Annotated in this window: 25 protein-coding genes; 8 read left to right on the forward strand and 17 right to left on the reverse strand. The window is 62.1% G+C overall.

Annotated elements, in window-relative coordinates; all coding sequences use genetic code 11:
• The first annotated feature begins 121 nt into the window (after nucleotides 1-121).
• Entirely contained in the window at nucleotides 122-856 is a 735-nt protein-coding gene (locus tag Uis1B_RS03785) for a type 1 glutamine amidotransferase (RefSeq protein ID WP_101615727.1), read from the forward strand.
• Nucleotides 857-953: 97 nt separating this feature from the next.
• On the opposite strand, the gene Uis1B_RS03790 is transcribed toward Uis1B_RS03785, so the two are convergent.
• The 12 genes from Uis1B_RS03790 to Uis1B_RS03830 all read right to left on the reverse strand — a co-directional run bounded on the left by Uis1B_RS03790 (nucleotide 954) and on the right by Uis1B_RS03830 (nucleotide 12663).
• Nucleotides 954-1157: a hypothetical protein gene (locus Uis1B_RS03790; RefSeq protein ID WP_101615729.1), complete on the reverse strand. Its 204-nt coding sequence runs from the start codon at nucleotides 1155-1157 to the stop codon at nucleotides 954-956.
• 161 nt (nucleotides 1158-1318) lie between these two features.
• Nucleotides 1319-1501, reverse strand: a complete 183-nt coding sequence (locus Uis1B_RS03795) for a hypothetical protein (RefSeq protein WP_101615731.1) — start codon at nucleotides 1499-1501, stop codon at nucleotides 1319-1321.
• A 46-nt stretch (nucleotides 1502-1547) separates the two neighbouring features.
• Entirely contained in the window at nucleotides 1548-1670 is a 123-nt protein-coding gene (locus Uis1B_RS12420) for a hypothetical protein (protein WP_279324929.1), read from the reverse strand.
• Between the two features lie 105 nt (nucleotides 1671-1775).
• Entirely contained in the window at nucleotides 1776-4436 is a 2661-nt protein-coding gene (locus tag Uis1B_RS03800; protein ID WP_165782716.1) for an autotransporter outer membrane beta-barrel domain-containing protein, read from the reverse strand.
• 478 nt (nucleotides 4437-4914) lie between these two features.
• The gene (locus Uis1B_RS03805) at nucleotides 4915-5514 is read right to left on the reverse strand and encodes a hypothetical protein (protein WP_133124825.1); all 600 of its coding nucleotides are present in this window, start codon (nucleotides 5512-5514) and stop codon (nucleotides 4915-4917) included.
• A gap of 52 nt (nucleotides 5515-5566) precedes the next feature.
• The gene (locus Uis1B_RS03810; protein WP_101615737.1) at nucleotides 5567-5833 is read right to left on the reverse strand and encodes a PqqD family protein; all 267 of its coding nucleotides are present in this window, start codon (nucleotides 5831-5833) and stop codon (nucleotides 5567-5569) included.
• Between the two features lie 71 nt (nucleotides 5834-5904).
• Nucleotides 5905-7749: an ABC transporter ATP-binding protein gene (locus Uis1B_RS03815; RefSeq protein ID WP_101615739.1), complete on the reverse strand. Its 1845-nt coding sequence runs from the start codon at nucleotides 7747-7749 to the stop codon at nucleotides 5905-5907.
• 101 nt (nucleotides 7750-7850) lie between these two features.
• On the reverse strand, nucleotides 7851-8444 hold the full coding sequence (locus tag Uis1B_RS03820) for a hypothetical protein (RefSeq protein ID WP_101615741.1): 594 nt from the start codon (nucleotides 8442-8444) through the stop codon (nucleotides 7851-7853).
• A 168-nt stretch (nucleotides 8445-8612) separates the two neighbouring features.
• Nucleotides 8613-8792 carry a hypothetical protein gene (locus Uis1B_RS11830; RefSeq protein ID WP_133124826.1) on the reverse strand — a complete coding sequence of 60 codons (180 nt, stop codon included), beginning with the start codon at nucleotides 8790-8792 and terminating at the stop codon, nucleotides 8613-8615.
• Nucleotides 8793-8885: 93 nt separating this feature from the next.
• Nucleotides 8886-9011, reverse strand: coding sequence for a hypothetical protein (locus tag Uis1B_RS12425; RefSeq protein ID WP_279324930.1), 126 nt, complete (start codon nucleotides 9009-9011; stop codon nucleotides 8886-8888).
• A 69-nt stretch (nucleotides 9012-9080) separates the two neighbouring features.
• Entirely contained in the window at nucleotides 9081-11468 is a 2388-nt protein-coding gene (locus Uis1B_RS03825) for a right-handed parallel beta-helix repeat-containing protein (protein WP_101615743.1), read from the reverse strand.
• A 316-nt stretch (nucleotides 11469-11784) separates the two neighbouring features.
• Entirely contained in the window at nucleotides 11785-12663 is an 879-nt protein-coding gene (locus Uis1B_RS03830; protein ID WP_133124827.1) for a hypothetical protein, read from the reverse strand.
• 142 nt (nucleotides 12664-12805) lie between these two features.
• Here Uis1B_RS03830 and Uis1B_RS03835 point away from each other — a divergent pair, with 142 nt between their 5' ends.
• Both Uis1B_RS03835 and Uis1B_RS03840 read left to right on the forward strand, forming a co-directional pair.
• Nucleotides 12806-14269, forward strand: coding sequence for a nucleotidyltransferase family protein (locus Uis1B_RS03835; RefSeq protein ID WP_165782717.1), 1464 nt, complete (start codon nucleotides 12806-12808; stop codon nucleotides 14267-14269).
• Between the two features lie 120 nt (nucleotides 14270-14389).
• Nucleotides 14390-16513 carry an ABC-F family ATP-binding cassette domain-containing protein gene (locus Uis1B_RS03840; protein WP_101615749.1) on the forward strand — a complete coding sequence of 708 codons (2124 nt, stop codon included), beginning with the start codon at nucleotides 14390-14392 and terminating at the stop codon, nucleotides 16511-16513.
• A gap of 326 nt (nucleotides 16514-16839) precedes the next feature.
• Here Uis1B_RS03840 and Uis1B_RS03845 read toward each other — a convergent pair whose 3' ends face one another.
• Nucleotides 16840-17274: a type II toxin-antitoxin system VapC family toxin gene (locus Uis1B_RS03845; RefSeq protein WP_101615750.1), complete on the reverse strand. Its 435-nt coding sequence runs from the start codon at nucleotides 17272-17274 to the stop codon at nucleotides 16840-16842.
• Nucleotides 17271-17633: a FitA-like ribbon-helix-helix domain-containing protein gene (locus tag Uis1B_RS03850; RefSeq protein ID WP_101615752.1), complete on the reverse strand. Its 363-nt coding sequence runs from the start codon at nucleotides 17631-17633 to the stop codon at nucleotides 17271-17273. The genes Uis1B_RS03845 and Uis1B_RS03850 overlap by 4 nt, the downstream gene beginning before the upstream one ends.
• A 221-nt stretch (nucleotides 17634-17854) precedes the next feature.
• Between Uis1B_RS03850 and ffh the strand changes: the two genes are divergently transcribed.
• From ffh to rimM, 5 genes are all read left to right on the forward strand, one after another.
• Nucleotides 17855-19501 (forward strand): signal recognition particle protein, encoded by a 1647-nt coding sequence (gene ffh / locus Uis1B_RS03855; protein ID WP_423734857.1) that lies wholly within the window; start codon nucleotides 17855-17857, stop codon nucleotides 19499-19501.
• 309 nt (nucleotides 19502-19810) lie between these two features.
• Nucleotides 19811-20962 carry an endonuclease/exonuclease/phosphatase family protein gene (locus tag Uis1B_RS03860; RefSeq protein ID WP_101615756.1) on the forward strand — a complete coding sequence of 384 codons (1152 nt, stop codon included), beginning with the start codon at nucleotides 19811-19813 and terminating at the stop codon, nucleotides 20960-20962.
• A gap of 225 nt (nucleotides 20963-21187) precedes the next feature.
• Complete coding sequence (rpsP, locus tag Uis1B_RS03865) at nucleotides 21188-21649, forward strand: 30S ribosomal protein S16 (RefSeq protein ID WP_101615757.1); 462 nt, start codon at nucleotides 21188-21190, stop codon at nucleotides 21647-21649.
• 2 nt (nucleotides 21650-21651) lie between these two features.
• Nucleotides 21652-21882 carry an RNA-binding protein gene (locus tag Uis1B_RS03870; protein WP_101615760.1) on the forward strand — a complete coding sequence of 77 codons (231 nt, stop codon included), beginning with the start codon at nucleotides 21652-21654 and terminating at the stop codon, nucleotides 21880-21882.
• A gap of 88 nt (nucleotides 21883-21970) precedes the next feature.
• The gene (rimM, locus tag Uis1B_RS03875) at nucleotides 21971-22585 is read left to right on the forward strand and encodes a ribosome maturation factor RimM (RefSeq protein ID WP_101615762.1); all 615 of its coding nucleotides are present in this window, start codon (nucleotides 21971-21973) and stop codon (nucleotides 22583-22585) included.
• On the opposite strand, the gene Uis1B_RS03880 is transcribed toward rimM, so the two are convergent.
• From Uis1B_RS03880 to arfA, 3 genes are all read right to left on the reverse strand, one after another.
• A complete protein-coding gene (locus Uis1B_RS03880) occupies nucleotides 22551-23651 on the reverse strand; it encodes a LacI family DNA-binding transcriptional regulator (protein WP_165782718.1) in 1101 nt (366 codons plus the stop codon). The genes rimM and Uis1B_RS03880 overlap by 35 nt on opposite strands.
• A 178-nt stretch (nucleotides 23652-23829) precedes the next feature.
• On the reverse strand, nucleotides 23830-25272 hold the full coding sequence (locus Uis1B_RS03885) for an MFS transporter (protein ID WP_101615766.1): 1443 nt from the start codon (nucleotides 25270-25272) through the stop codon (nucleotides 23830-23832).
• Nucleotides 25273-25313: 41 nt separating this feature from the next.
• Nucleotides 25314-26879, reverse strand: coding sequence for an arabinosylfuranosidase ArfA (gene arfA, locus Uis1B_RS03890; protein WP_101615768.1), 1566 nt, complete (start codon nucleotides 26877-26879; stop codon nucleotides 25314-25316).
• Between the last annotated feature and the right edge of the window lie 108 nt (nucleotides 26880-26987).

Below are 26987 nucleotides of genomic sequence, written 5' to 3' on the forward strand. Positions count from 1 at the left end.
TCGCTTATGGAAACGCTTATGGAAGCCTTCCACCTTGACGCCACGGAAATCGACCGGAACTACGTAGCCTTTTCGCCCCACCGTAACCCGAATATGTCTTCGCAGGTGTCACAATGGAGATATGTCGCAATCGCAGGTACTGATCTTTCAGCACGTAGAGTGGGAGAAGCCCGGACGCATTCTCGACAATCTCGAAGAGATGTTCGTGCCCACGCAGATTCTCAACATCGCCGGGAAGAAGAAGCCCGACCTGCCGGATTTCAAGGACGTGGCGGGCGTGGTGATCATGGGCGGGCCGATGGGCGCGCAGGATTACGACAAATACCCCGGTCTCAAGGCCGAGGCGAAGCTCGTGAAGGCGGCCACCGCCGTGGGCAAGCCTGTGCTGGGCATTTGTCTGGGACATCAGATCATCGCCGGTGCGCTGGGCGGCAAGCTCAAGCAGGGCAAGGCGCCGGAGATCGGATTCGGTCCGATCACCCGTGTGGAACAGCACGACTATTTTCAGATGTGGTCGAAAAGCCTTGAGGTGCTGCATTGGCACAACGATGTGGTGTCGCTACCTCAGGGCGCGCAGGTACTCGCCCGCAGCCCGCTGACCAAGGTGCAGGCGTTCCGGGCTGGCTCGGCGCTGGGATTGCAGTTCCATCTGGAGGTCACCGCCACGCTGTTCGAAGAGTGGCTGAGTGAGCCTTCGATGGTGAAGGACGCGAAGAAGGCCGGCGTGAGCGTGGAGAAGCTACGCGAGGATTTCGCCGAGTACAATCCGCGTCTGCTGCCGCTGGCCGAATCGGTGTTCTCCAGCTTCGCGGCCCGATGCTCCACCTATGCCAAGGCTCTGGACGAGAGTCGGTGAACGGTCGACAGTGAACGAGCGGCCAGCGACCGCAGTGGCTTGATACCGCAGTAGCCTACGACAGCAGTGCCTTACGGGCCGTAGCATCGCCGTCCATCTAGAACACGCCGGAGGCGAACAGCGACACCACGATCACGATGGCCGCGAAGACGACGAAGAATCCTGCGGCCAGACCGCTGCCGGCCCTGGTGACCGGCTTGGCGGGCGACTGACGTGACCGATTCCGACGATTCCGGGCTTCGGTCTCCCCTGCGGAATTCTCCAGGGTCTTCTTTCTGGATCTTTTCGTGGACTTACCCATGATGATGCTCCTTACGCCGTATGGTCATCACCATACGTCATCGTTTCCGTCATACGATTTGATATCCATGATCAAATATCCGTGGTCCGACCGCCCATTGGACGATCGGACCACGATCACTCGACATAGCCTCCTAAAGGCCGCTCAAACCGGAAGGCCGCTCAGACCGGGCAGCTCCATCCGGATTCCACCCATGTGCCGCTGTTCGAGCACCAGTGCCACCCTGCGCCCGGAGATGATCCGGCGCTGGTGCGCACGATGTCGGCGCCGTCGAGCTTCACGATATGCATGCTCGGGGATTCGTAGATCGCACGGGCATCATGCCGGGACGATGCGATATTCATTGGATTCCTTTCGCTGTAATCGCTGTAATCGTCGGGCCCACACGAACTATCGGGCGTTCGACACACTGCCGGGGAACGGCACGTCCGTGTCTCCGGCACTGGTGCGCACGATGTCGGCGCCGTCGAGTTCGATGACCTGCATGATCGGCCTGATGTATTCCTGCTGCATGATTGCTCCTTTTGATCGGTGTGTTTGATCTGTGTATTTGATCGGTGTGCTGATTATGGTTGCACTGATTACGGTGTCGATTGCGAACGGCCACCCGCCGATCGGTCAGTCGTCCGCCGTGGTCATGGCGTCGAGGAGGCGCTGGGCGTAATCCTTGACGGCCTGCCCCGCGTCGGCGTCGGCCACGATGCGTTCGGCGACCTGCCGTACCGAACGGGTTTGCACGTTGGCATCGGAGACGGTCATCGACGTGCCATCCGGCGTCGTGTACGTCAATCCCATGCGCACGCTGATGTCCGTACCGTAGGAGGCCTTCGGCACGTTGGTGAACACGAGATTGTTGACCGTGTAGCCCGCGGTGTCCACATACGGGTTCTGGGCGGTGGCCGTGTAGTTCTTGCCGTTCACCGCATACGTCCACGACGCGGACCGGTAGGTGATGTCACCGCTGAGGATCTTGGTGCGGTATCCGAATCGCAGACTGGTGACGTCGTAGGTGCTCGTATCATCCACGCGCAGCGAGGCTCCGGGGAACTCGAAGACGTACGCCTCGTCGATCGGGATCATCTTGGCGTAGGCGGCCTTGGTGTCGGCGGTGGCGACGATGGTGTGGTCCTTGTCCGCGTACCAGCCGACGAACGCCATGCCACTGATGTAGGGGTTGCGCTGACGGTAGTTGCTCTGGCCGATCACGTTGGCGTCGGCTCCGGTGCCGTAGTCGACGTCGTCGGGCGTCATGGCCCCGGAATCGAACAGCGCGTTGAGATACACGTTCGCAGTGTTGTCCTCCAGCGTGTTGCTCTTGATCTGCAGCCCGGTGCTGGCTGATGTGGAGCCGCTCCAGTAGCTGGGGCTGACGGCCATGTAGGTGCCGGTGACGGTGTTCTTCGAGAAGTTCACGTCCTTCACGTCGGAAATCGCCAGCGCGTAGTCCCTTTCGGCCAATGCCGAACCGTCGACGACGTTGCCGGTGATCTCAAGGCCCTGCACGCCGTAGGAGCCCTTGGTGTTGCCGTTGGCGACGATGAACATGGCCGAACCGGAGCTCACGCCCGCAGCATCCTTGGTGAAGGTCACCGTGTTGTCGTTCACCTTGGTGTCGGTGATCGCCGATTTGCCGCCGACGAAGTTGACGCCCACCGCGGAGTTGTTGTGGGAGCGACCGAGGTTGAAGGCGTTGTCGTGGATGTTCGTGCCCTTCACGCCCTGCTCCAGCCAGATCGAGCTGGGCTGGAAATCCACCTGCCCCTTGGTCACGCTGGCGATGGTGAACGTGTTGTTCGCGATCTCCACGCTTTCGGCCTTGGCGGAGATGATCACGTTCTGCTGCACACCGCTTTGGTATGTGTTGCCGTTGAACTTGAGGTCGTCGTTGTCGATCACGAAGTCGATGCCTGAAATCTTGGATCCGCTGGCCGTGAAACGCATCAGGCCATTGAAGGAGACGTCCTTGTCGGAAGCAGTGACGGTGACTTTGCGGTTGAAGGTGTAGGAGGAGTGGTCGGTCACGCTTTTGGTGATGGTGACGGTGACGTCGTCGGTCTTGTTCGCATCGGCCACCGCCGCGGCCAGACTCGCGTATGAGGTCACGTCGCCATCGGCCGTGGTGAGCGTGGCGGCAACATCGGCCGGGGTGGACGCGCCGAACGTGCCGTCGGCGTTCCTGACGACCGTGTATCCGGCAGCGAGTTCGTCATCGGTGGGCTGCACGTTGAACGAGCCGCCCGAGATGGCGATGGACGCGCCCTTGGCCGTGTCGACGTTGGAGATCATGCCGTTGCCGGAATTCAGCGTGCCTCCGGTGACCTTCAGCGAGGCCTTGTCGAGCACACGGACGACATAGCCCTGCGTGCTGTTGACGACGACGTCGCCGGAGATGACGGCCTCGCCGATGTAGGCGGGTTCCTGCAGCCCGTCGATGCCGATCGGAATGCGCGGTGCGGTGATGGTGCCGCCGGAGATGGCGGCTTTGTGCACGGAGAACACGGCGTAGAAGGTGGGCGTGGTCTGCGTGACCGTGCCGCCGGTCATCGTCAGCACGCCGTAGTCGTCGTTCTTGACGACGATCTTGCCGCCGGTCAGCGTGCCGCCGGAGATGGTGAGCTTCGCGCCGTCGTTGGCACCGTACGGGCTGTCAGCGCCACCGTCGGAGGAGTCGTACCAGCCGTTGGCGATCAGGCTGGATTCGTAGCCGGGATTCCCGTCTGAGAACTTCACCGTGCCGCCGGTGATAGTCATGGCACCGAAGTTCTTCAGCACGTAGTACGAGTTGCCGCCCGATGCGGTGCCGCCGGTGGATTCGTTGTAGGTGCTGGCCTCCGCGGAGCGGGTGTAGTTGCCGGATTCGAGGGTCACGGTGCCGCTCGCGTGATTGTAGATCGCGGCGCGAGCGTTCGAGATGTTGTCCACCGTTCCGGTGTTGGCAGCGCTACCGTCCTTGATGGTCAGCGTGCCCTTGTTGACGATGGTGTGATCGCCGGCCGTATTAGTCAGCGTATAACCGTTGAGGTCCAGGATGATCGTCGCGTCGGCGTCGATGACCACCGATTCCGTCACGTCGGCGTCAAGCCGGACGGTTTGACCTTCCTTGGCCGCGGCGATCGCCTCGGTCAGCGTGTCGTATCCGGTACCGTCCACGCTGGCCACGGCGTCGGTGGCAACGGACGTTTTCGCGGACGAATCAGAGCCGCCGACGCCGGATTCCGTGGCGAATGCCGCGGGAGGGGCGATCATCATGGTCGCCGTCATGGCAATGCCGACGATCACGCCCAATCCCTTGATGAACGGCCCGGTCGTCGCCGGGTCCTTTCCGTCTCGACTTGTTCGCAAGCCGTTGTCTGTTGACATACATACCTCTCTTCCAACAGGAATAGCTCACTATGGGGTGGCTCACAACGTACATGACGATCCGAAGAGCCATGAAGACAAGGAAACCGCAGCGTTCACATGCCTATGCTCCAATGCATAGACCTCGCTACGCATAAAACCGCATCCACGTAGTAACTACGTAGTATAAACCCCGCTCCCCCCGAACAGCCCCCGCACGACATCGTGCAAGCAGTATCATCGTTGATATATCAGCGATGACGACGAAAACGGTCCGAGCGTGTCGTGCTCGGGCGCCCGAGCACCGTGCGCCCGAGCGCAAACGGCTCGAATACCGCGTGCACCGGAACCAGAATGCACCGGGCATCGGTCACCCCGGATGCCGGTCACCCGGATACGCCGTCACCCGTATGCGCCATCACCGCCGAATCATCCGCCACCATGTGCCCAACGGCGTTCCGGCCAGCATCCTGCGAAGGGCATGGCACAGATGCCGCAAAGGATAGCTCGTCACCCACAGCCGCACATATGCACGGTAGGGCCACCCGTCGAGATCGATCCGCCGATCACCCCGATAGCATTCGACCAGTACGCCGATGATCTGATCGGGGCGGATGAACTCCGGCGAATAGGTGTTGTCGCCGCGGATCACGTATACCGTGTCTTCGGGAATATGGCCTCCATCCGCGTCTGTGCGGCCCTCGTCTGTGCGGCCTTCGTCGGCGTCCGAACGGCAGCCTTTCGCACCATCGCACCCGGACGAACGCCGGATGCCGACCACCCGGTGCAGGACATACGCGCCGTCGGAGGCTCGACGATACAGCGGCACGTCGTATCTGCGCAGACCATCCGGCCGCACGCTCGACGCCGGGCGCACGACGATCGTGTCGCGGCGGTTCCGCAGCATCGGCTTCATGCTCACGCCCGCCGTCGTGGAGACGAACATGCCCTCGATGTCGAGCACATGTTCGATATCAGCCGACCACGTCGCTTCGCCATACGGCATTTCGGTATTCACCGGTCCGCTGTTCGCCGATCCGCTACTCAACGATCCGCTACCGGGCGATCCGCTACTCAACGAGGAACCCGTTGTCGCTCATCTGGCGGATGAAATCGGCGACGTCGGCCCGCGCCTGCGATTCGGACACATCGAAGCGCGCGGTCAGTTCGGCGACGATCCCGTCCTCGGTCTTCCCGTCGGTCAGCGCCTTCCAGATCAGCTCGCCCGTGGCGTTGAGCCGGATCATCCCGTGGAAGTTCTCGCTCGCCTCACCGGTGGCGATCACCACGCCCTGACCGGCCACCTCGCGCAGCACGAATCCATCCTTGATTCTCATGATCGTTCCTTTCCGTAATGTTCCATATTGTTCGATTGATACATACGTGGTCGTGTATACGGTATCGGGGATCAATCCCCGCCCAGCCGGATCACCCGATCGCAGAACTCCAGCACCTCGGTGCGATGGGTCACGATCAGCACGGTCCGGTCGCGCAACGCGCGGATCCTGCTCAGCATGGCATGCTCCGTATCGACGTCCAGCGCGGAGGTGGATTCGTCCAGCAGCAGCACCGGCGCCCGGCTGTACAGTGCGCGGGCCACCGCCAGACGCTGCATCTGCCCTTCGGAAAGCCCGGCTCCCCGCTCGCCGAGAACGGTGTCGTACCCCTGCGGCAGATTCTCGATGAACCCGCTCGCGTCGGCTATGCCGCACGCCCACTGCACGCGATCGTCATCGACGTGGCTCGGATCGGGATCATGGTCGGCGAACGCCACCACCTCGCGGATGCTGCCGGACATCAGATTGTTGCCCTGCGGCACATAGGCGAAGAATCCGTGCGGAATCCTCTCCGGTGGGATGTCACGCGAAGAAGGCCCCGCACCCTCCTCCAGCACCACGGTACCGCGCTGCGGCGCATAGGCGCCGAGCAGCAGCTTCATCACCGTGCTTTTGCCGATGCCGCTGCGACCGGTGACCGCAACGAAATCACCCCGTCGAATGCTGATGGAGCAATCGTCCAGCACCGTGTTACGGCCGTAGGTGAAGTGCACATGGTCGAATCGCAGCGCGGTCATCCCGTTGTACAGTCTGGTGATGTCGGCATGGGAGGCCGGAACAGCCGGAACGGAATCGGAGGGCTCCGCACTGGAATCGGTTCCGCTGACTCCGTAACCGGTGTCGGCAGGGTCGGCGGTGTCGGAACCGGTGCCACTGATGCCTGCGGATCGCGTTTGGGATCGGGGCATCGTGTCGATCAGCCGTTCGGTGCTGGCGATCATGGCGGCATGCTGTGGGAACATGCCGCCCAGCGAGGCGAATGGGGCCTGGATCTGACCGATCAGCTGGATCACGGCCATCAGCGTGCCATAGCTGATGGTGCCGTGAAGCAAGCCGTAGCCGCACCACAGAAAGCCGATCAGATAGCCGCCCTGCATGGCGAAGTTCAGGCCGGTTGAGGCGAGATCGCTGACCGCCACCCGCCTCAGCCGAGCACGCTGATGATCGTCCATGCGACGACCGGCACGATCCAGCATCTTCGCGCCGACGCCGAACGATCGAATCACCAGCAGACTTTCCAGACACTCCTGCATGAACGAACGCACACGACCTTCGGCCTCCTGCACGCGCTTGTGGAGTCGTTTGAGCCATCCGCGCAGCAGCACCGAGAACACGGTCATCACCAGCCCGGCGACGACGAACACGCCGGTAAGCGTCGGGGACAGCAGGAACATCACCGCGATCACGCCCACGATGCGGATGGCCATCGACACGGCCACCGGGGCCAGCGTGGTGACCGCCTCGGAGACCACGGTCACATCCGAGGTGAGACGGTTCATCAGTTCGCCGGAATGATATCGGGATGCGTACGCGGCGTCGGAACGCAGGATCCCGCTGAACACCGTGGATCGCAGACGATTATCCATCGTCGAGCGGGAAAACTCCCCTACGTAGACGTACGCCGTGCGCAGCAGGATCTGCACGAGCAGCACCACGCCGAACAGCATGACCATGAACCAGAATCGTGCTGAATCACGGCCGACCGCCGCATCGATCGCATCGCGCATGAACAGCGCATAGCTCACGCCGATCGCGGCCATGCCCGCCTGCAGCACGCACAGCAGCACCACCAGCCACGCACTACGACCGCAGACGCCAAGCAGCCACCGATACGCATGCCGCGACGAGTCCGATAACGAATGCCAAGGTGAATCGACCGGAAGGGACTTCGGCTTCATATTCGCGTTCTCCACCATCTCATCATGATTTCACAGCATTACCCGGCTTGCGCTATGCCGTCCGGATCACATTATGCCGCCCGGATCACACTATGCCGCCCGCATATCTGCCCGAATCATCAGTAGGACTTGGTCCAGTGACTACCGTCACGCTCCGTCACAACGCCGGACTCACCGCTGATACCGGTGCCGCCCTGCTGTTTGTTCGCGCCGTTCGTCGAGGATGACGAGCCGGATTGATTGCCGGACAGTCCCGGTGCGTTCACGTAGCTGTTGCCGCTGCCGTTCGATTTCTGCGTGGAGCTGGTGCCGCTCGAATTGGATGCGGTTCCACCGCTCACTGCGCCGTCTTCCACCGTCACACCGTAGTCACTGCCGCTTTGACCGTTCTGGCCGGTTGTCGTTCCACTGGTGCCGGACGTCTGGCCGCTCTGCTGACCTGACTGTCCCTGCTGGGAGCCGGCGGATTCGCCGTTTGAGCCCGTCGAAGAGGACGATGGTGAAGCCGATACCGATGCACTTCCGGATTGCGACGAGGAAGGGGTTTCTCCGGTTCCCGAATCATGACTCGATCCTTCGGAGAACATCATCGACCACGCGAAGATCAGCACGACGATCAGCGCCACCGCAGCCGACACGACGGCGATGATCCTGCCGCGGGCGCGGTCTTTCCAAGATCGGCGTTCCTCGCCGCTGCCTGCATGTTTTCCCATATCCATAAACCCTTTGAATCAATTACCACCGCACATGACTTCACATGGGTGATGACCGTACATGACTGCTGACTGTACAGGAATACGGCGCTACGCATAACTAAGGCCCGGATACAGGGTCCGGGCCTTATCGACACGACGTATCACACGATAGGACGCAAACGCCGATCAGTACGAACAGGAGTATTCGGGCTCGGCCCAGGTGCCGGTGTTTGCACACCAGTGCCAGCCCGGTCCCGGCGCGCCGCTGGTCCGCACGATATCGTCCGCGGCGAACCGCACGATATGCATGTTCGGCTTCTCGTATGATTCCGCGCCATTGAGCGCATGCCATGAATGCTGCATCATGGAATCCTTTCACAACCGTTGAAAGGGAAGAGGCCACGGAATTAGTCCCGAAGCCCCTTCCCATCGCCTTACCAGACCGTTAACGGTCTAGGCTCACTTGGCGGAAACGCCGGTTCCCGGCCACGGCACGTCAGTGTCTCCGGCGCTGGTGCGGACGATGTCGGCACCGGCCAGCGTGATGACGGTCATTGACGGCTTGGTGTATTCAGTGTTCTGCATGATATGCTCCTTTGACTGTTATGTGATTGATGATTGTTTGGTCTGTTATCTTGCTACCTGCTGGCCGGCTCACTGGAGCGCCAGAGAAGCATCGAGAAGACCCTGGGCGAAGTTCTTGACTTCGCTGGAGACGGTCTTGTCGTTGACGATGGCGTTCGCCACCTGGTTCACCGAGCGGGACTGCTCGACGGGGTCAAGCACGTTGACGAACGTGCCGTCCGGCGTCTTGTACTTGAGGTTCATACGCACGCGGACGGCGGTGTCGTACTGATCCTTCGGCACGTTGGTGAGCACCAGATTGTTGACGGTGTAGCCATCGGCATCCACGTACGGATTCATGGCGTCCGCTGCGTAGGGGTAGAAGCTGCTGCTGCCGGGCTTGATGTCGAACGACCAGCCTGCGGACTCGTAGGTCAGGCCCTTGTCCAGTTTGGTGCGGTAGCTGAAGCGCAGGTTGGCGGTGTCCTTGACCTGCGGGTTATCGACGCGCAGAGAGCCGCCGAGGAACTGGATCTTGTACGCCTGATCGACCGGCATCAGCTTGGGAACGACGTTCTCAGAACCTGCCTTGGCGGGCGTGGTAAACGTCGCGTCGGTGTACCATCCCGCAAACGCCAGACCGTTGACGTATGGGGCTTTGGCCTCGTACTTGGAACGGACAATCACGTTGGATTCCTTGCCGCCGCCGTAGACGATGTCCTTCGCGGTCATTTCGCCGGTGTTGAACAGTGCGTCAAGATACACGTCGGCGACGTTGTCCTTCAGCGTGTTGCTCTTCAGCACGATGTCGGTACTGGCAGAGGTCTTGCCCGCCCAAGAGCTGTAGCTGAGCGCCATGTAGGTGCCGGTGACCTTGTTATCGGTCAGGTGCAGTCCCTTGACGTCGGAGATTGCCACGGCGTAGTCTCTGGTAGCAAGCCCGGTGCCGTCGATGCGGTTGCCGGAGGCCGTGACGTTCTGCACACCGTACTTGCCGTCGGTGTTGCCGTTGGCGACGACGAACATGGCGTCACCGTTCTTGACGTTTGGAGCATCCTTGGTGAAGGTCACCGTGTTGTCGTTCACGGTGGTGTTCGTGATGGGGGTCGCGCCGCCGACGAAGTTGATACCGACCGCGGAGTTGTAGTGGGCACGACCGAGCTCGAAGTCGTTGTCGTGGATGTTCGTGCCGTCCACACCCTGCTCCAGCCACACGGAGCTGGGCTGGAAGTCGTAGTCGCCCTTGTACACGCTCGGAATGGAGAACGTGTTGTCGGCGATCTCGACGTTCTTCGCCTTGTTGGACACGATCACGCTCTGCTGCACGGCGCCGGGCTGAAGCTTGCCGTCCTTGAACGTCAGGTCGTTGTTATCGATCACGAAGTTGACGCCGGAAACCTTCGAACCGCTGGCCTTCAGACGGATCGAGCCGTTGAATTTCACGCCGGACCTGGCGGCGACCGTCACCTTCGTGTCGAAGGTGTACTGGGAGTGGTTGTCCACGCTCTTCAACATGGTCAGCGTGGCGCCATCCAGCTTGTTGGCGGCCGCGACGGCATCAACGATCCATCCGTAGGAGGTGGTCTTGTTGTTGGCGTCGGTCAGCAGCGCGCCCGTGGTCTGGTTCGTATCCGCCTCGAACTCGCTTTCCACGTTCGTGTACTCGTCACCGGAGACGGAGACGTCGGCACTGGAGGAGGTCGAACCCTGCCAGACGCTCTGGGCGATGCCCTTGGCCGCGTTGCTCACCTTGTTGTTGACGAACTTGATGCCCTTGATGTTGGCCAGTCCGGCGAAACGGGTGTTGTAGTTCTCGGGATCAGCGGCGGCATCGTAGGTGTTGCCCTCCACGGTCACGTTCTGGATGCCGTACTTGTCCGCGGTGCTGCTGTTGCCCATGGCGATCAGCAGTTGGACGGAACCCACTCTGGTGGCTTCGGCGGCGGGAGCCGTGACGGTCACGCGGTTGTTCTTGATCGTGACGTCATGGATGTTGTTGTTGCCCCATCCGACCAGATTGACGGCCTGGTTCGAGTTGACATCGGCGGACACGTCGCCGGAGCCGTTGGTGTCGTTCAGACGGCCCAGATTGAACTCGTTGTCTTCGATGGTGAGGTTGACGGAACCGCGCACGTACACACCGTTGTACTGCCATTCCTTGCCCCGGAACAGGGCGCTCGGGGAATTGAAGACGTTGCCGCTGACCGTCACGTCCTTGACGTTTTCCAGTTCGACGGCGTTGAAGTTGCCTTCTGCGCCAGCCGCGGGACGGTCGAAAGTCACGCCTTTGACCGAGGAACCGTCGGCACCCCTCGTGAACTTCACGGTACCCGCGAAGGACACACCTTTCTCGGCTGTGATGTTGAGCTTCTTATCAATGCTGACACGCTCATCGGAATTGGCGGTCAGCGTTACGGTCTGCCCGGCCTGCGCGGCGGTGATCGCCTCCGCAAGCGTCGGGTAGGTCTTACCATCCACGGCGGCTACGTTCTTCGAGGCCGCCGGCAGGGTTACCGTGGTATCAGCAACCCCCCCCCCCGTTGGTTTCTCCCGCTGCATACGAAGCAGGAGCAACGGAGGCAAGAGCCGCGATCATCGCGATGCCGGCAAACACCCCCGTTCCAGCCTTCAGAATATTACCTGATACCATCAGTGCCCTTCTTCCATATCGGAGCAAATACTTTAAAACTACGTAGTTGCAGCGCAATCCTCTCGCGCCCTACACGCAACCACCCTTCACTTTAGTGCCAACACCCCCCGACGGCAAACGTGATTCCACTCACTTGGCCCCACTTCACAGGGGGCGAGACGCGGTCATCGCCGTCGAACTGGCCTTCACCGCGGCTTCGCTGATCGTGCACGACAGCCGATACACCGGCACGTCCGCCAGTACTTCGTCCAGCAGTTCCAGCGTTTCGGCGACCATCGACGGATCGGACGGCATATAGGTCTGTCGCAGGATCAGCGGCATGGCCTCGGCCGCATTCATCCGTTCGCACGTATTCGCCACGCCGTCGCCGTCCACGAACGCAGTGCCGGATCCCAAGGCGTCGGCGGCCTGCAAGCCATCGTCATGCACGGCATCCGTCGCCCGGTTCACCACGCAGATGCCGGCCACGGGGGCGCTCACGTTGCGCTGCCACCGCTCCTTGCCCGCCCACGGCGTACCATAGGCGATCACGGATGCGTGACGCTCGCCGCCCACACGCTGCCGCCCATCGGCCACACGCCGGTCATCGGCATCGCAGCGCACCTCCAGCATGGGCTTGTCGCCGTTGATGATGCCGACACGATCGCCGAACACACGCTTCCACAGGCGGATGTGCGTGGTCTTTCCGGTTCCGCTTGGCGCGGTGAAGATATACGCCTTCCCCTGATATTCGATCGTGGCGCCGTGGAACACCAGACGACGATGGGCCGGCGCCACCTCGGCGATCTTACGGAACACGGCCAGCGTCTCCAAATACGGATCGCTCCAATCGCCCGGCTCCCCGATCTCACGTTCATGACCGATATCGGCCGGAGAGATCTCGACGGCGATATCCGCCTTCGCCGCATCCCTATCGAAGCCTTGCGACGGCAACAGATAATCGGCGCTTTGCTCGGCGATACGATCGTAAAGCGACCGCACCGCCACATCGAGGCCGGCCACACGCATGAGAAAATCAGTCATGCCGTCATCATACGGCGCGCAAAATCCGGTCACACGAATATCGTCGGACGGGTAACGTCAAACAGCAGAGGTCGCCATGGCACATCATGAAACGATGGCACATCACGAAACGGCAACGCCATCGCCCGCCCAATTCCGACATATGGGCGATTTACTGGTCGAGATGATCGCCGCGGCACTGCACGGCGATCAAGTAGGGGGTTCCGATACCGAGCCAAACACCGATTTCGATGATTGGGCACACCTGTACTCACTGGCCGTCTTCCATAGCGTCGAGCCCCTCACCTGGGCCGGTATGAGCGAATCCACCCGAAGCCACCTACCCGAAGAAATCGCCGCGAAATGGCAAAACGCCGCCGATCTGGCCCTGTTCCGACAGTTCACCTACGATGCGGAACGCTCCTCCATCCTGTCGGACTTCCGGCGCGCCGGACTCTCATGGCTGCCGCTGAAGGGCATCGTCACCGCCACCTACTACCCGCAGCCCGGATTACGTTCCATGGGGGATCAGGATCTGGTGTTCGGCTTCGTGGAGTATGATCCGTCATCCGAGACGTCCGAGGATTCCGAGACGTCCGGCAACCCCGGCGAATGGCGGTTCCGCGGAAGCACCGAAGTCGAACGCGCGGCGATGGAGGCCAAGGCCGCCGAAACCGCCACCGCGATCATGACCGCGCACGGCTACACGGCAACCAACGTCTGGGAACGGGAGCTCGCCTTCGCCAAAGGCGGGATCTCGTTCGAACTGCACCGCTGCATCGTGGTTGATTCCGAAAAAACCGAAGGGTATTACGACGATTCGATGATCCGGTACTACCGCAATCCATGGCGGCTGGCAGTGCCGGACGGCGACCCGCACGGTGACCCTCACGGCAACCCGGATGGTGACGATCACAATATCGACGGCGACCCGCATGCCCCACATGCCCCACATGCGGGAGGCTTCCACTGGCGACCGGAGGACGAATACGTGTTCCACGTCGCGCACATGATGAAGCACTACCGTTCGTCCGGCTTCGGACTGCGGTTTCTCGCCGACGAGGCGGTATTCTGCCGCCGATTCGGCGAACACACCTCGCAACCGTTCGACTGGGACTATATTCACGCACAACTCGACGAATTGGAACTCGCCCGGTTCGAGCGAACGGTGCGACGGCTCTCCCTGGCACTGTTCGACCATCCGCGAGACTGGCGTCGGCATGTGGACGAATCCGAGCGACGCCTGTTCGAGGAGATCGTGACGAGCGGCGTCTACGGCACCCGACGCAATGGGCTGACCAAGCGCTTCCGCCGGCAGCAGGAGGCGTTGGAAAGCACGAGAGAGAATCAACCGCAATCAGCGCACGAACGTTCGACGACCGGCGCGGAATCGCCCCGGCTGCGGCATATGCGGACGGGGTTCGCGCGCACTGGATTCATGCGCACCGGAGTGCTGTATGGATTGCGGCGCATCTATCCGCCGAGGTCATGGGTGGAGCAGCCTTTCCCACGTTGGGCCGACGCCCGCTGGAAGCGAGCGCTGCTGCCGCTGTATCGGCTGTCGCGCGGTTTGCGGCAACATCCGAAGGATCTGCTGTTCGAGCTCAAGCTGATGCTGCGCAAGTAGCCGGCGTCACCGCGTTCCGGTCCGCCAATCCTATCCCGTTCCGCCAGCCCGTTCCGCCTGCCCTGCTCCGATCCGCCCGCGGTTGGGGCTTGACCCGGGCGGGCGGTAGATTAGTGCCTTGTGCCTACTTATGATCTTGGATTGGAACACGTTTCGCTCGCCTTCGCCACGAAGACCATCTTCACCGATGTGACCCAGGGTGTGTTCGAGGGCGACCGCATCGGCATCGTCGGCAAGAACGGCGACGGCAAGTCGACGCTGCTTCACCTGTTCAACGGCACGCAGCAGCCGGATTCCGGACGCGTGACCAAGCGCGGCGGCCTGACCTTCGGCATGCTCGACCAGCGTGATCCGCTTGACGACAACGACACCGTGCGTCAGGCGGCGCTGGAGGGACGCGAGGATTACGAATGGGCCGCGGAAACCAAGTCTCGCGAGATCGTGGAGGCGCTGCTGGGCGGCATCGATCTGAACGCCCGCATCGGCTCGCTGTCCGGCGGCCAGCGCAGGCGTGCGGATCTGGCCCGGCTGCTGCTTAAGGATTGGGATATTCTGGCGCTTGACGAGCCGACCAACCATCTTGACGTGGTGACGATCCACTGGCTGGCCGAGCATCTGAAGAACCGCTGGTCGGCCAGTTCGGGCGCGCTGCTGCTGGTGACGCATGACCGTTGGTTCCTTGACGAGGTGTGCTCCTCGATGTGGGAGGTGCACGACGGGGTGATCGATCCGTTCGAAGGCGGATACTCCGCATATATGCTGCAGCGCGTGGAGCGCGATCGGCAGGCCGATGTGCGGGAGACGAAGCGTCGCAATCTCGCCCGCAAGGAGCTGGCATGGCTCACGCGCGGGGCAAGGGCCCGTTCCACCAAGCAGAAGTTCCATGTGAAGGCCGCACGAGAGCTGATCGCCGACGTGCCGCCGGTGCGCAATACGCTCGAGCTCAAGCAGATGGCCACGTCCCGGCTCGGCAAGCAGGTGGTTGATCTGATCGACGTAACGCAGATTTTCGCCAAGCCTTCGACGAACGGCGATCCGGCTTCGGCTGAAGGTTCGCAATCCCCGGCCGGTGAGGATTTCGTCAACGCGATGTACGCGGAGCCTCAGCCGCACGGTTCGGTCGAAGTGGCGGTGGACACGCTCGCCGATCCCCGTCTGGTGGATGCCGGCGTGCCGGAGGCCATCGAGGCAGACCGGCAGGCCCGTGCCGAAGCGGAGAGGTTGGCCCTCGAGCAGGGTGTGGTCGAGGTCGAGGTGAAGCCTCAGGTCACGTCCGCTGCGCAGCGGGTGACCGTTTCCGGCCGTAAGATCCTCGACGACGTGACGTGGCTGATCGGCCCGGGCGACCGTATCGGCATCGTCGGCGCGAACGGCGCCGGCAAGTCCACGCTGCTGAAGCTTATCGACGGGTCGATCACTCCGACCGTCGGCCATGTGAACATCGGCAAGACCGTGAAGTTCGCGGTGCTCTCCCAGCGTTTGGACGAACTGGAGAAGCTGGGCAAGTACAAGATCAAGGAAGTGCTCAGCCGATACAAGCCCAGCTACATCGTGGACGGCAAGGAGACCACGCCGGGTCAGATGATGGAACGGCTGGGGTTCGAGTCCGCACAGCTGATGACGCCGATCCGTGATCTTTCCGGCGGGCAGAAGCGCCGTATGCAGCTGCTGCTGATTCTGCTTGACGAGCCGAATGTGCTGATCATGGACGAGCCGGGCAACGATCTCGACACCGATATGCTCGCCGTGATGGAGGATCTGCTCGACACCTGGCCGGGCACGCTGATCGTGGTTTCGCACGACCGGTATCTGCTCGAACGAGTGACCGACCAGCAGTTCGCATTGTTCGACGGCAAGGTGCGGCATCTGCCCGGAGGCGTGCAGGATTATCTCGACATGGTCGAGCATCTGCAGCGGGGTGGCGGTTCAAGCGATGTCGACGCCGCACCGCAGGGTTCGGGAGCGCCGGGCGCGGATTCGACCGGAGTGCAGGGCGGAAACGACGATGCCAAGGCGAAGCTTTCCGGCAAGGAATACCATCAGATCACCCGCCGAATCTCGGCCATCGAGCGCAAGCTGGCGAAGCTGGAGGAGCAGAAGGGCGATCTGGAAGCGCAGATGGCGTCGCATGACCCCACCGATTTCGAAGGATTGAACAAGCTCAACGAGCAGATGCAGGCCATCGCCGCCGAATCCGAGGATCTCGAGACGGAGTGGATGGAGCTGAGCGAGCAGGTGGAGTAGGTCGCTATCGGCTATGCCTGAGCAGCTGGTCTGGCTGTGTGATTCGAGATACGCTCCAGGCCGCTCTGGCCAAGTCTTTACGATCTCGAATCACACAGCCAGACCAATACAACCGGCCGACGAAGCCCCTCATCCGTCCGGCTTCGCCGGCCACCTTCCCCCGGTGGGGGAAGGCTCAGGCCCTGCTCACTGGTGTCATCACCCACCACATTCGACGGCTCCATCCCCTCATCCGTCCGGCTTCGCCGGCCACCTTCCCCCACCGGGGGAAGGCTCAAGGACCATCATCAAGCACCATCGGCCACCTCCCCCCAGTGGGGGAAGACTCACGAGAGATGGCCTGGATGATTCCACGGATTCACCACCGTAACCCCGGTACCTTCGAAGTCCTTGACGTTGCGTGTGGCCAACTTGCAATCGTTAGCCAGAGCCGTGGCGGCAATCTGGGCATCGGCAATCATGATCGGGCGCCCCGCCCGCTCTCGTTCCATCTTGATTCGCGCATATCGCAATGCGGCCGTGGCATCAAAAGGCAGCACTCGTTCGACGAACGGGGACAGCATATGATTCAGCACAACGCTCAGCTCATGCTGCCTCCTACCTGACGGCATGCGCCAACATCCGTAGAACAACTCCGCCACGGTGATCGACGTTATGGCAAAATCCTCAACGGATCGCCCGACAAACCACCTCATTACCGACCGATCCGGAAGCGGACGCACAAGCTCACTGATAACGTTCGTATCCAACACAATGGTCATACGGACGTTCCCCTCTCGATCGACCGGGAACCGGCATCCCCGGTATCCCGCCAATCGTCAAAAGAGACATCCCGCGACATTTCCGTCCGACGGTCGGGAACGGAAAACTCCTCATCATCGAATCCGGCGATACCCATTTCCGACATGAAATTCCTCATTTCCTGTGCAAAATTGGTGGATTTGGCCTCCTCATGCGCCACATATCCGGCCGTCCATTCCTCCAGAACCGACTTCACCTGCGATTCCATGGAACGGTTGTTCTCTCTGGCCGCCTGCTTGAGCACGTCCACGCATTCGACCGGAACCTTGCGGATCGTCAGCGTACGAACGGCAGTGGGGTCGCTGTCAATCGTCGTCATCGGGCACCCTCCCATCATTCGATGTCAATCAATGTCAATCAATGTCAATCAATATCGTCCAAGCGTCGCAACACCTTGCATGCATTCTGCTGTCATAATCATGCTAGCAAAATGCATGCATATCGTCAACCTCATCCAATGGCCCATCGGGCGACCGTCGACCACCGCGCACGCCCGACCCGACCCGAATTTCCCGCCGGATCGGTAGACTAAGGGACATTATGGCTTTTAACTCTTTGACTGACAGGCTTTCGAACGCCTTCAAGAATCTGCGTTCGAAAGGCAAACTCACCGATGCGGACATCGACGGCACGATCCGCGAGATCCGTCGCGCCCTGCTCGACGCCGATGTGGCGCTCGACGTGGTCCGCTCCTTCACCGGCCGCGTGCGCGAACGAGCGCTGGGCGCCGAGGTCTCAGACGCACTGAACCCGGCCCAGCAGGTGGTCAAGATCGTCAACGACGAGTTGACCGAGATCCTGGGCGCCGGCGTGGACCGCCCCCTCAACTTCGCCAAGAACCCGCCGACGATCATCATGCTCGCCGGCCTGCAGGGCGCCGGCAAGACCACGCTCGCCGGCAAGCTCGGATACTGGCTCAAGGATGCCGGGCACACGCCGCTGCTCGTGGCCGCCGATCTTCAGCGACCGAACGCCGTGACCCAGCTTCAGGTGGTCGGCGAGCGCGCCGGCGTGCCGGTGTATGCCCCGGAGAAGGGCGTGCAGTCCGACGGCGGCGATGAGGTCAGCGCTCCGGGCGAAACCACCGGCGATCCGGTGAAGGTGGCCCGAGATTCGGTGCGCCTGGCCAAGGAGAAGCTCTACGACACGGTGATCATCGATACCGCCGGCCGACTGGGCGTCGACGACGTGCTGATGAAGCAGGCCCGCGATATCCGCGACGCCGTGCAGCCCAACGAGATCCTGTTCGTGATCGACGCGATGATCGGTCAGGACGCCGTCAAGACGGCCAAGGCCTTCGACGAGGGCGTGGATTTCACCGGCGTGGTGCTTTCCAAGCTCGATGGCGACGCCCGTGGCGGCGCCGCGCTGTCCGTGGCCAGCGTGACCGGCAAGCCGATCCTGTTCGCATCCACCGGCGAGGGTCTGAAGGATTTCGAGGTGTTCCACCCCGATCGCATGGCCTCCCGCATCCTCGACATGGGTGATATCCTCACGCTGATCGAACAGGCGCAGAAGCAGTTCGACGAGGAGCAGGCCCGTGCCGCCGCTGCGAAGCTTTCCGAAGGCGAGTTCGGACTGGACGACTTCCTTGAGCAGCTGCAGCAGGTTCGCCAGCTCGGCCCGATGAAGAACCTGCTGGGCATGATCCCCGGCATGGCTCAGCATCGCAAGGAGCTTGAGGCCTTCGACGAGAAGGAGGTGGATCGCACCGAAGCCATCATCCGTTCGATGACGCCCCAGGAGCGCCGCAATCCGAAGATCATCGACGGCTCCCGTCGCGCCCGCATCGCCTATGGTTCCGGCAACACCGTTTCCGCGGTGAACGGTCTGCTGCAGCGTTTCGAACAGGCCGCCAAGATGATGAAGCGGATGAGCAGCGGCCAGCGCGGCTTCCCCGGCATGGGCGGCCCCGGAGGCGCGAAGTCGAACCGCAAGGGCAAGGGCAAAAAGAAGAAGGGCGGCAAGTCCGGCAACCCGATGAAGCGCGAGGCCGAAGAGAGGGCATTGCGCGACCGTCTTTCCGGCAAGGGCGGCGCCAAGAAGTCCTCGGGGTCCGCATTCCAGAAGCAGCCGCAGAACCCGGCTCTGCCCGCGGGCCTTCAGCAGGCTCTGGGCGGCAACGGCACGCCTGATCTACCGCCGAATCTCGGTGGTGGTCTCGGCGGTCTGTTCGGCGGCCGCTGATCGACCGCGCCACCACGTTCAGCTCCCTTCGTCTCCAAGACGGAGGGAGCTCCTCGTTTCAGCAACCGAATCATGGCCAGAAAATCAACTTCACCGAATACGCGGACCACACGTCAGCAAAGGGCCGCGCAGCGCCGGGAACTGCTCGACCGCGCCGATGCGCGAAAATCCGGCAGCCGTTCACCCCGTAATCATTCCCGCCGCCCATCGTCACGATCGACGTCACGATCCTCGTCACGATCGGCATCGCGTTCGGCGGCCGCATCAAGGAACCATCGATCAAGCAACCATCGATCAAGGACCCATCGTATGAATATCCTGCTCTGGATCAGCGTCATCGTCATCGCTCTGTGGATGGCGTTGAAGTATCTTCCCGCCGGCACGGAACGGTTCCGACCACTGCCCGAGGCCATCGCGCTGATCCCGCTGTTCGTCGTGCCGCTGCTGCTGATCGCGGTCGTCGCCCTGATCACCCATCATCGTCCGCAGCTGATCATCGCCGTCATGCTGATCGTCGTGCAGCTGATCTGGCAGATCGGATACGTCATGCCGATCCCGGATTCCTGGACCGCCGCACTCGGCGTGCCGAAACAGACCATCGCGCAGCGGACGACGTCGCAGACGCCGCAATCCGGGCCCGCGAAAACCGGTTCAACCCTGCGCGTCATGAATCTCAACACCCGGTACGGTCGTGCGGACACCGGCTCCATCGTCCACGAAGTGGAGATGGATCATATCGACGTGCTCGCCGTCGAGGAGATCAACGACGACTTCGTCAAACGCATGCAGGATTCGCATATCGCCGATCAGCTGCCGTATCTGGTGCTCGGCGACAAGGCGAAAACCGACAACGGCGGCTCCAACGCGATCTGGAGCCGATACCGGATTACCGATTTTTCCACCGATACGCTGAACATCCATGCGGCGGCCGTGCCGAGCGCCACCATCGACGTGGACGGCACCGCCGTCACCGTGGCCGCGGTCCACACGAAGTCCCCCGCCCGCTCCGGTGCCGATTGGAGTCAGGGCATCCGCAACCTCGGCCTGTTCGCCATCGAACCCACCACCCGCCATGCGCTGGTCTCGCAGGCCGAGGCCACCGGGATCACGCCCACCACGCAGGTGGAGCAGACCACCGGAACAGGCAAAGGCACCGGCACGGTGGCGCAGCCGCCACGCACCGCGGTGATCGGCGACATGAACGCCAGCGTCTACCACCCCAGTTTCCGCTACGCGCTGGCGCTGGGGGAACGATACGGCGGCACCGGTCTGGCCGACAGCTCCTTCGAACTGCATCACGGCTGGCACAACACCTTCCCCGCCACCTGGCCCGGATTCCCCGCGCTGATCGAAATCGACCATGTGCTGCATACGCCCGGCCTGAAGCCTTCCGCCATCAAGACGGTGAAGATCCCCCGGGCCGATCACAAGGCCCTGATCGTGGATCTGACGATCGTATGACCGAACGCAATCCGACACCGACTCGGTTACGGCATCGAAAACCCAAGGCGAATCAACACTCGCTTTGGGTTTTCCTATCGGAAAAGTGTGGTTATACTAATTAGTTGTTATTCGCGAACCGTGGCGCCCTCTACACCCCGGGGAGCGAGGACACGTGGGCTCTCGGATTCCGTGCCCCACGCAGAAACCGAAAACCCGCAACCCTATCCGATAAGGAGAGCCATTTTGGCAACCAAGATTCGTCTGAAGCGCCTGGGCAAGAAGCACTACGCCTTCTACCGTGTCGTCGTCATGGATTCCCGCAAGGCCCGTAACGGCAAGACCATTGAAGAGATCGGCATCTACGATCCCAACAAGCAGCCCTCGCTGATCCAGATCAAGTCTGACCGCGCTCAGTACTGGCTGGGCGTTGGCGCACAGCCGACCGAAGCCGTCTTCAAGCTGCTGAACATCACCGGCGATTGGCAGAAGTTCAAGGGCCTGCCGGGTGCCGAAGGCACGCTGAAGGTCGCCGAGGAAGGTCCCGACGCCGAAGCTCGCGTGGCCGCTGCCGCCGATGAGGCTCAGAAGCTGAAGGCCGCCAAGTCCGAAGCCGAGGCGAAGGCCAAGGCCGAGGCCGAGGCCGCTGCCGCCGCCGAGTCCGAAGAAGCTCCGGCCGAAGAGGCCGCCGAGGAGAAGGCTGAGTAATCATGCTCGCAGAAGCCGTCGAACACCTGATCAAGAACATCGTCGATTTCCCGGATGACGTATCCGTCCGCTCCCACGAGAACAACCGCGGCGAACTGCTTCGCGTGCGGGTGAACCCGGAGGACATCGGCCGCGTCATCGGTCGCAGCGGTCGCACCGCGAACGCGATCCGCACCGTGGTGCAGGCTCTGGCCGACCACAAGGTGCGCGTCGACATCATGGATGTTCGTTGATCACCCGTTGATCGTCCGCCTGTCGGTTCCTGATTGCTAGGATGGTAGCCCGCAAGGGTTAGTTTCCGAGGACTCAAGGATTACGACGATGGCGATTACGACGACGTCCAACGTGACGACGGTTGAACATTCCTCAGACAACCCTCAGCAGCGTGAACTGCTGAGGGTTTGTCGTATCGGGCGTGCGCAGGGGCTCAAGGGCGAGGTCAACGTGCGCGTCTTCACCGACGAGCCGGAGGAGCGGTTCTCTCCCGACTCCGTGCTGCTTTCCCGCGACGGTCGCGAGTTTCGCGTCGTACGCTCCCGCAAGTTCAGGGACCGTTGGATCGTCCTGTTCGCCGGCGTGACCGACCGCAACGCCTCCGAAGCGTTGAACGGCACCGATCTGTATGTGGAGCCGAGCCACGAGTTCGGCGCCGGTTCCGATGAGTCGGATGAGGACGACGGCTTCTACGCCGAGGAGCTGATCGGCTTGGAGGCGCGGATCTACGCCGATTACGAGACCGAACCAACCGGCAGCTACGAGATCGCCGGCAAGGTGACCGACGTGCTGGAGAATCCGGCCCAGTGGCTGCTCACCGTCACCGAGCCGAGCGGCGCCGAATCGCTGGTGCCGTTCGTCGAGGAGATCGTGCCCGAGGTGAACGTCGACGAAGGCTACCTCGTGCTCACTCCCCCGAACGGACTGCTGCAGGACCGGTAAGCCGCGTGGAGTCCCGCTCCACCAGCGTGTATCCGGTCATATGGAACCGCGGCGGACCATCGTATCCCTGAATCCGCTCAAGCAGCATGTCGAACGCCACATTGGCGTATTCGCGCAGCGTGGGGTCGATCGTCGTGAGCGCAGGATTGACGAACCGGCTTTCGTCGATGTCGTCGTGCCCGCTGATCTGTACGTCCCCGGGCACGCGCAGTCCGCGGCTCATGCAGGCGTGCAGCACGCCGATGGCGATCTCGTCGGTGAAGCACACCATCGCGTCCGGAGAGGCCGTCCGATCCAGCATCGCTCCGGTCATGTCGAACGCCCGGCTGGTGGACCACGCATCGTCGCAGCAGATCAGATCCCAATCGGGCATCATTCCGCGTTTGACGAATGCGTCGCAGAATCCCTGCAATCGCAAGTCGGCAGCACCATCGACCGCGGCGAATACCATGTCCAGCAGGGCCTTCGCGGTCATCTCACCGTTCCGGGCCGCGTGAATCGCCGGGATCAGGGATTCAGGAGCACCGAACGCCCCGACCCTGCGACATCCCGAATCAAGGAACCGTCCGGTCATCTGATCCATGGCGGCCCGGTTCGACATCGCCACGGTGTCGAAATGCACGGCAGTCGAGTATTCACCCACCTGCACCGTCGGCCTGTTCCACGATGAATGGATGAAACCATCGCGGGCATGCGGCGAAAGATGCAGGATCCACCCGTCCGCGGCCAGAATGTTCGCCTCCTGCTGGAACTGCCGGAGTCGCCCGCCGTGGGTGTTGACGATCACCCCGTACCCATGGGCGTGAGCCGCATCGGAAATCGCGTTGATGAGATGCAGAAAGAACGGCTTGAACTCCTCGACGGCGATGCCGATCACCTTGGTGTGGCCGGTTTTCAGCGATCGCGCGGACACGTTGAGCTGATAGCCCATTGCATCCATCACGGCCTTCACCCGCTTGCGGGTCTCTGGTCGCATGCTGCCCGAATCGTTGATCACGTTCGACACGGTCTTGATGGACACTCCCGCCTCGCGTGCAACGTCCTTGATGGTCACGCGCTTGCGCATATCGGCTTCACCTTTCCGAGGCGTCCGACCGCCCATCCGTTATGTACGATCGTACAAATCTTCGTCCTCATCCCATCATAGGGGATGACATACGAAAAGCGCGGCCGAACGACATCTCCTCGTTCAGCCGCGCCCGCTATTCACGGCGCAGGATCGCGATCACCGTACCCAACTGCGATCAGTGCGCATTCGCATTCCGCCGCTCGGCCTCGGCCTGCCGCTTCGCCACGCCAGCCATGATCTCGTCGTATCGCTTGTCGATGTCGTAGAAGCACATGATCACCACGCACACGGCCAGCAGAATCGCCGGACCCCACAGGGAGATCTGGTAGATCGCGTTGATCGCGCTCGGGGTCTGCACGGCCGCAAGACCGTTGTACCCGCCGAAGGCGAGGATCCACCCCACCAATGCGGTGCCGAGACCGGAACCGATCTTCTGGCCGAGCGAACCGCCGGAGTAGAGCAGACCTTCGTTGCGCACGCCGGTCTTGTAGTAGCCGTATTCGATGGTGTCGGGGAACAGCGACCACACGGCACCGGTGATCGGCCCCTGTCCCAGACCTCGCAGCACCTGCGCGACGACGAACAGCTCCAGATTGGTGGGGTTGAGCACCGGCATGATGAAGCCGATCGCATACACCACCGTGCCCACCAGCAGGCAGGCCGTCTTGCCGAACCTGCCGAACAGCTTCGGACACAGCGGCAGCACCGCCATGGTCGGGATCAGGTAGGCGAAGGTGAGCACGCCGACGATGCCTTCGTTGCTCAGCACGTACTTGGCGTAGTACACCAGACCGCCCTGATACAGGGTCTGCGCGATGGTGAGCAGAATGAAGTAGAAGAACGCGAGGAACCAGTACTTGTTCTGCAGCAGCGCGCCGAAGCTCTCCTTCAGCGGCACCTGCTCCTCCATTTCGGAGGTGTGCACGCGCTCCTTCTGGGTCTTAAACACCACGAGGAACAGCAGCACGGAGATGCAGGAGAGGATGGCGTAGGTGATGGCCCAGGCCATCTGGGTGCCGCCGAACAGCTGCACCATCGGGTAGGTGCAGTTGGTGACGATCAGCACGCCCACCTGGGCCAGCAGCATGCGCCACAGGTTGAGTCCCTCACGCTGGGCGCGGTCCTGCGTGACCATGGAATTCAGCGTGCCGTACGGGATGGCCATCGAGGAGAAGGCGATCATCAGCAGGTTGTACGAAACGAAGATGTAGCCCACCTTCCATGTTTCGGACCAGCTCGCCGGCACGGTGAACAGCAGGATCGTGAACAATGCGAACGGCACGCAGCCGAACAGCAGCCACGGTCGCGCCTTGCCCCACTTGGAGTGGGTCTTGTCGACCAGAGAACCCACCACCATGTCGATCACGCCGTCGAACGACCGGGAGAACAGCATGACCGTGCCGATGATGCCGGCGGCCACACCGATCACGTCGGTGTAGAAGTACACCACGTAGAGGTTGAGCGAGGCGAAAGTGAAGTTGATGGCGGTGTCGCCGATGCCGTAGCCGATGTAATCCTTGATGGTCAGCGGCTGACGGAAGGAGTGAGGGGCGGGCTTGGCCGCGGGCCGGGACGCGGATTGGGACGTGACGGAGGATGAGGAAGCCATGGCGTTCATGATTGGTCCATTCCCTTGAGGATCCGATGGCAGGATACCGCTCAGCGGCAGTGCAGGACGGTCCAGGAGATCGGCGGCACGCTCACCTTCACGGTGCCGGCTGCGGCGTCGAGGACGGCGGTGTCGTTGACGGCGGGAACGACGTGGTTCTGATCGTCGGCGGTGTTGCGCGCGTCCGGATCGTCGTCGTGCAGGGTCTGCGCCTCCACGACGGTGTAGGAGGCGTCGTCGGGCAGATCGATCTCGAACTCGCCGGACTGATCGGCCGAGCGGTTCGCCACGAACACGGCGAGGGAACCGTCCGCCTCACGGACCGCGACGGCGTTCAGCGTGTCCACGTCGCCGTACTTGTCGGTGTGGTGCCGGTCGGAGGCGAGCTTCGGCTCCAGCACCGTGCCGCCCTTGGCGTGCTTGGCGGTGAGCGAGAACGGGTAGAAGGTGGTCTGGCGCCATGCGTCGCCGCCGGTCACGGTCATGATCGGGGCGATGACGTTGACGAGCTGGGCGAGGGATGCGGCATGCACACGGTCCGCGTTCTTCAGCAGGGTGATGAGCAGATCGCCGAACACCATCGCATCGGCGGCGGAGTAGATGTCCTCCAGCAGGTGCGGATGCTCGGGCCAGTTGCCGATGCCCTCCGGGTTCTTCGACGGCTCGGAATCCTGATACCACACGTTCCACTCGTCGAAGGAGATGTACACCTCGTGGTCGGACTTCAGGCGGGCCTTGGTGGCGTCGATGGCGGCGGCCACATCCTTGATGAAGGAGTCCATATCGGCTCCGGATGCGAGGAAGCTGGTGACGTCGCCGTTCTTCGGCCAGTAGTAGGCGTGGCAGGAGATGAAGTCGATCAGATCGAAGGTGTGGGTGAGCACGGTCTCCTCCCACTCGCCGAACGCCGGCATCTCGTGGCTGGACGAGCCGCAGGCCACCAGTTCCAGATCGGGGTCGATCTGCCGCATGCCGAGGGCGGTCATGCGCGCCTTCTTAGCGTAGTCCTCGGCGTTGAGGTGGCCGAGCTGCCAGTCGCCGTCCATTTCGTTGCCGAGGCACCACATGCGGATGTTGAAGGGCTCGTCGGCGCCATTGGCACGACGTCGCTCGGAGAGTTCGGTGCCTCCGGGGATGTTGGCGTATTCCAGCAGGTCAAGGGCCTCCTGGGTGCCACGCATGCCGAGGTTCACGGCCTCCATCAGCTCGTTGCCGCCGGTCTTCTCCAGCCACTTCGCCATCTCGTGCAGGCCGAACTCGTTGGTTTCGGTGGAGTGCCAGGCCAGATCGAGACGACGGGGGCGGTTCTCCTTCGGGCCGACGCCGTCCTCCCAGCGATAGCCGGAGACGAAATTGCCTCCGGGATAGCGCACGGTGGTCACGCCGAGTTCCTTGACCAGATCGATCACGTCCTGACGGAAGCCATTCTCGTCGGCGGTGGGGTGGTTCGGCTCATAGACGCCTTCGTAGACGCAGCGTCCCAGATGCTCGACGAAGGAGCCGAAGAGTCGGTCGTTGACGGGGGCCACCTCGAACGCCGAATCGACGGTGAGTCTGGCGTGGGCGGTGGAGGTCGGGTTGGAGTCGTTGCCGTGGCTGGCGGTGGTTGCGGTCATTGAGGTTCCTTTCACATCATTGTGGATTGTTCGCCGGGTATTGCCCGACGTTAATACAACGTTGTTCTTTATGGCACACAAAAATCAAGGCTTTCGCACAGCATTTAC

It is taken from the genome of Bifidobacterium margollesii, from assembly GCF_002860355.1.
Taxonomy (GTDB): Bacteria; Actinomycetota; Actinomycetes; order Actinomycetales; family Bifidobacteriaceae; genus Galliscardovia; species Galliscardovia margollesii.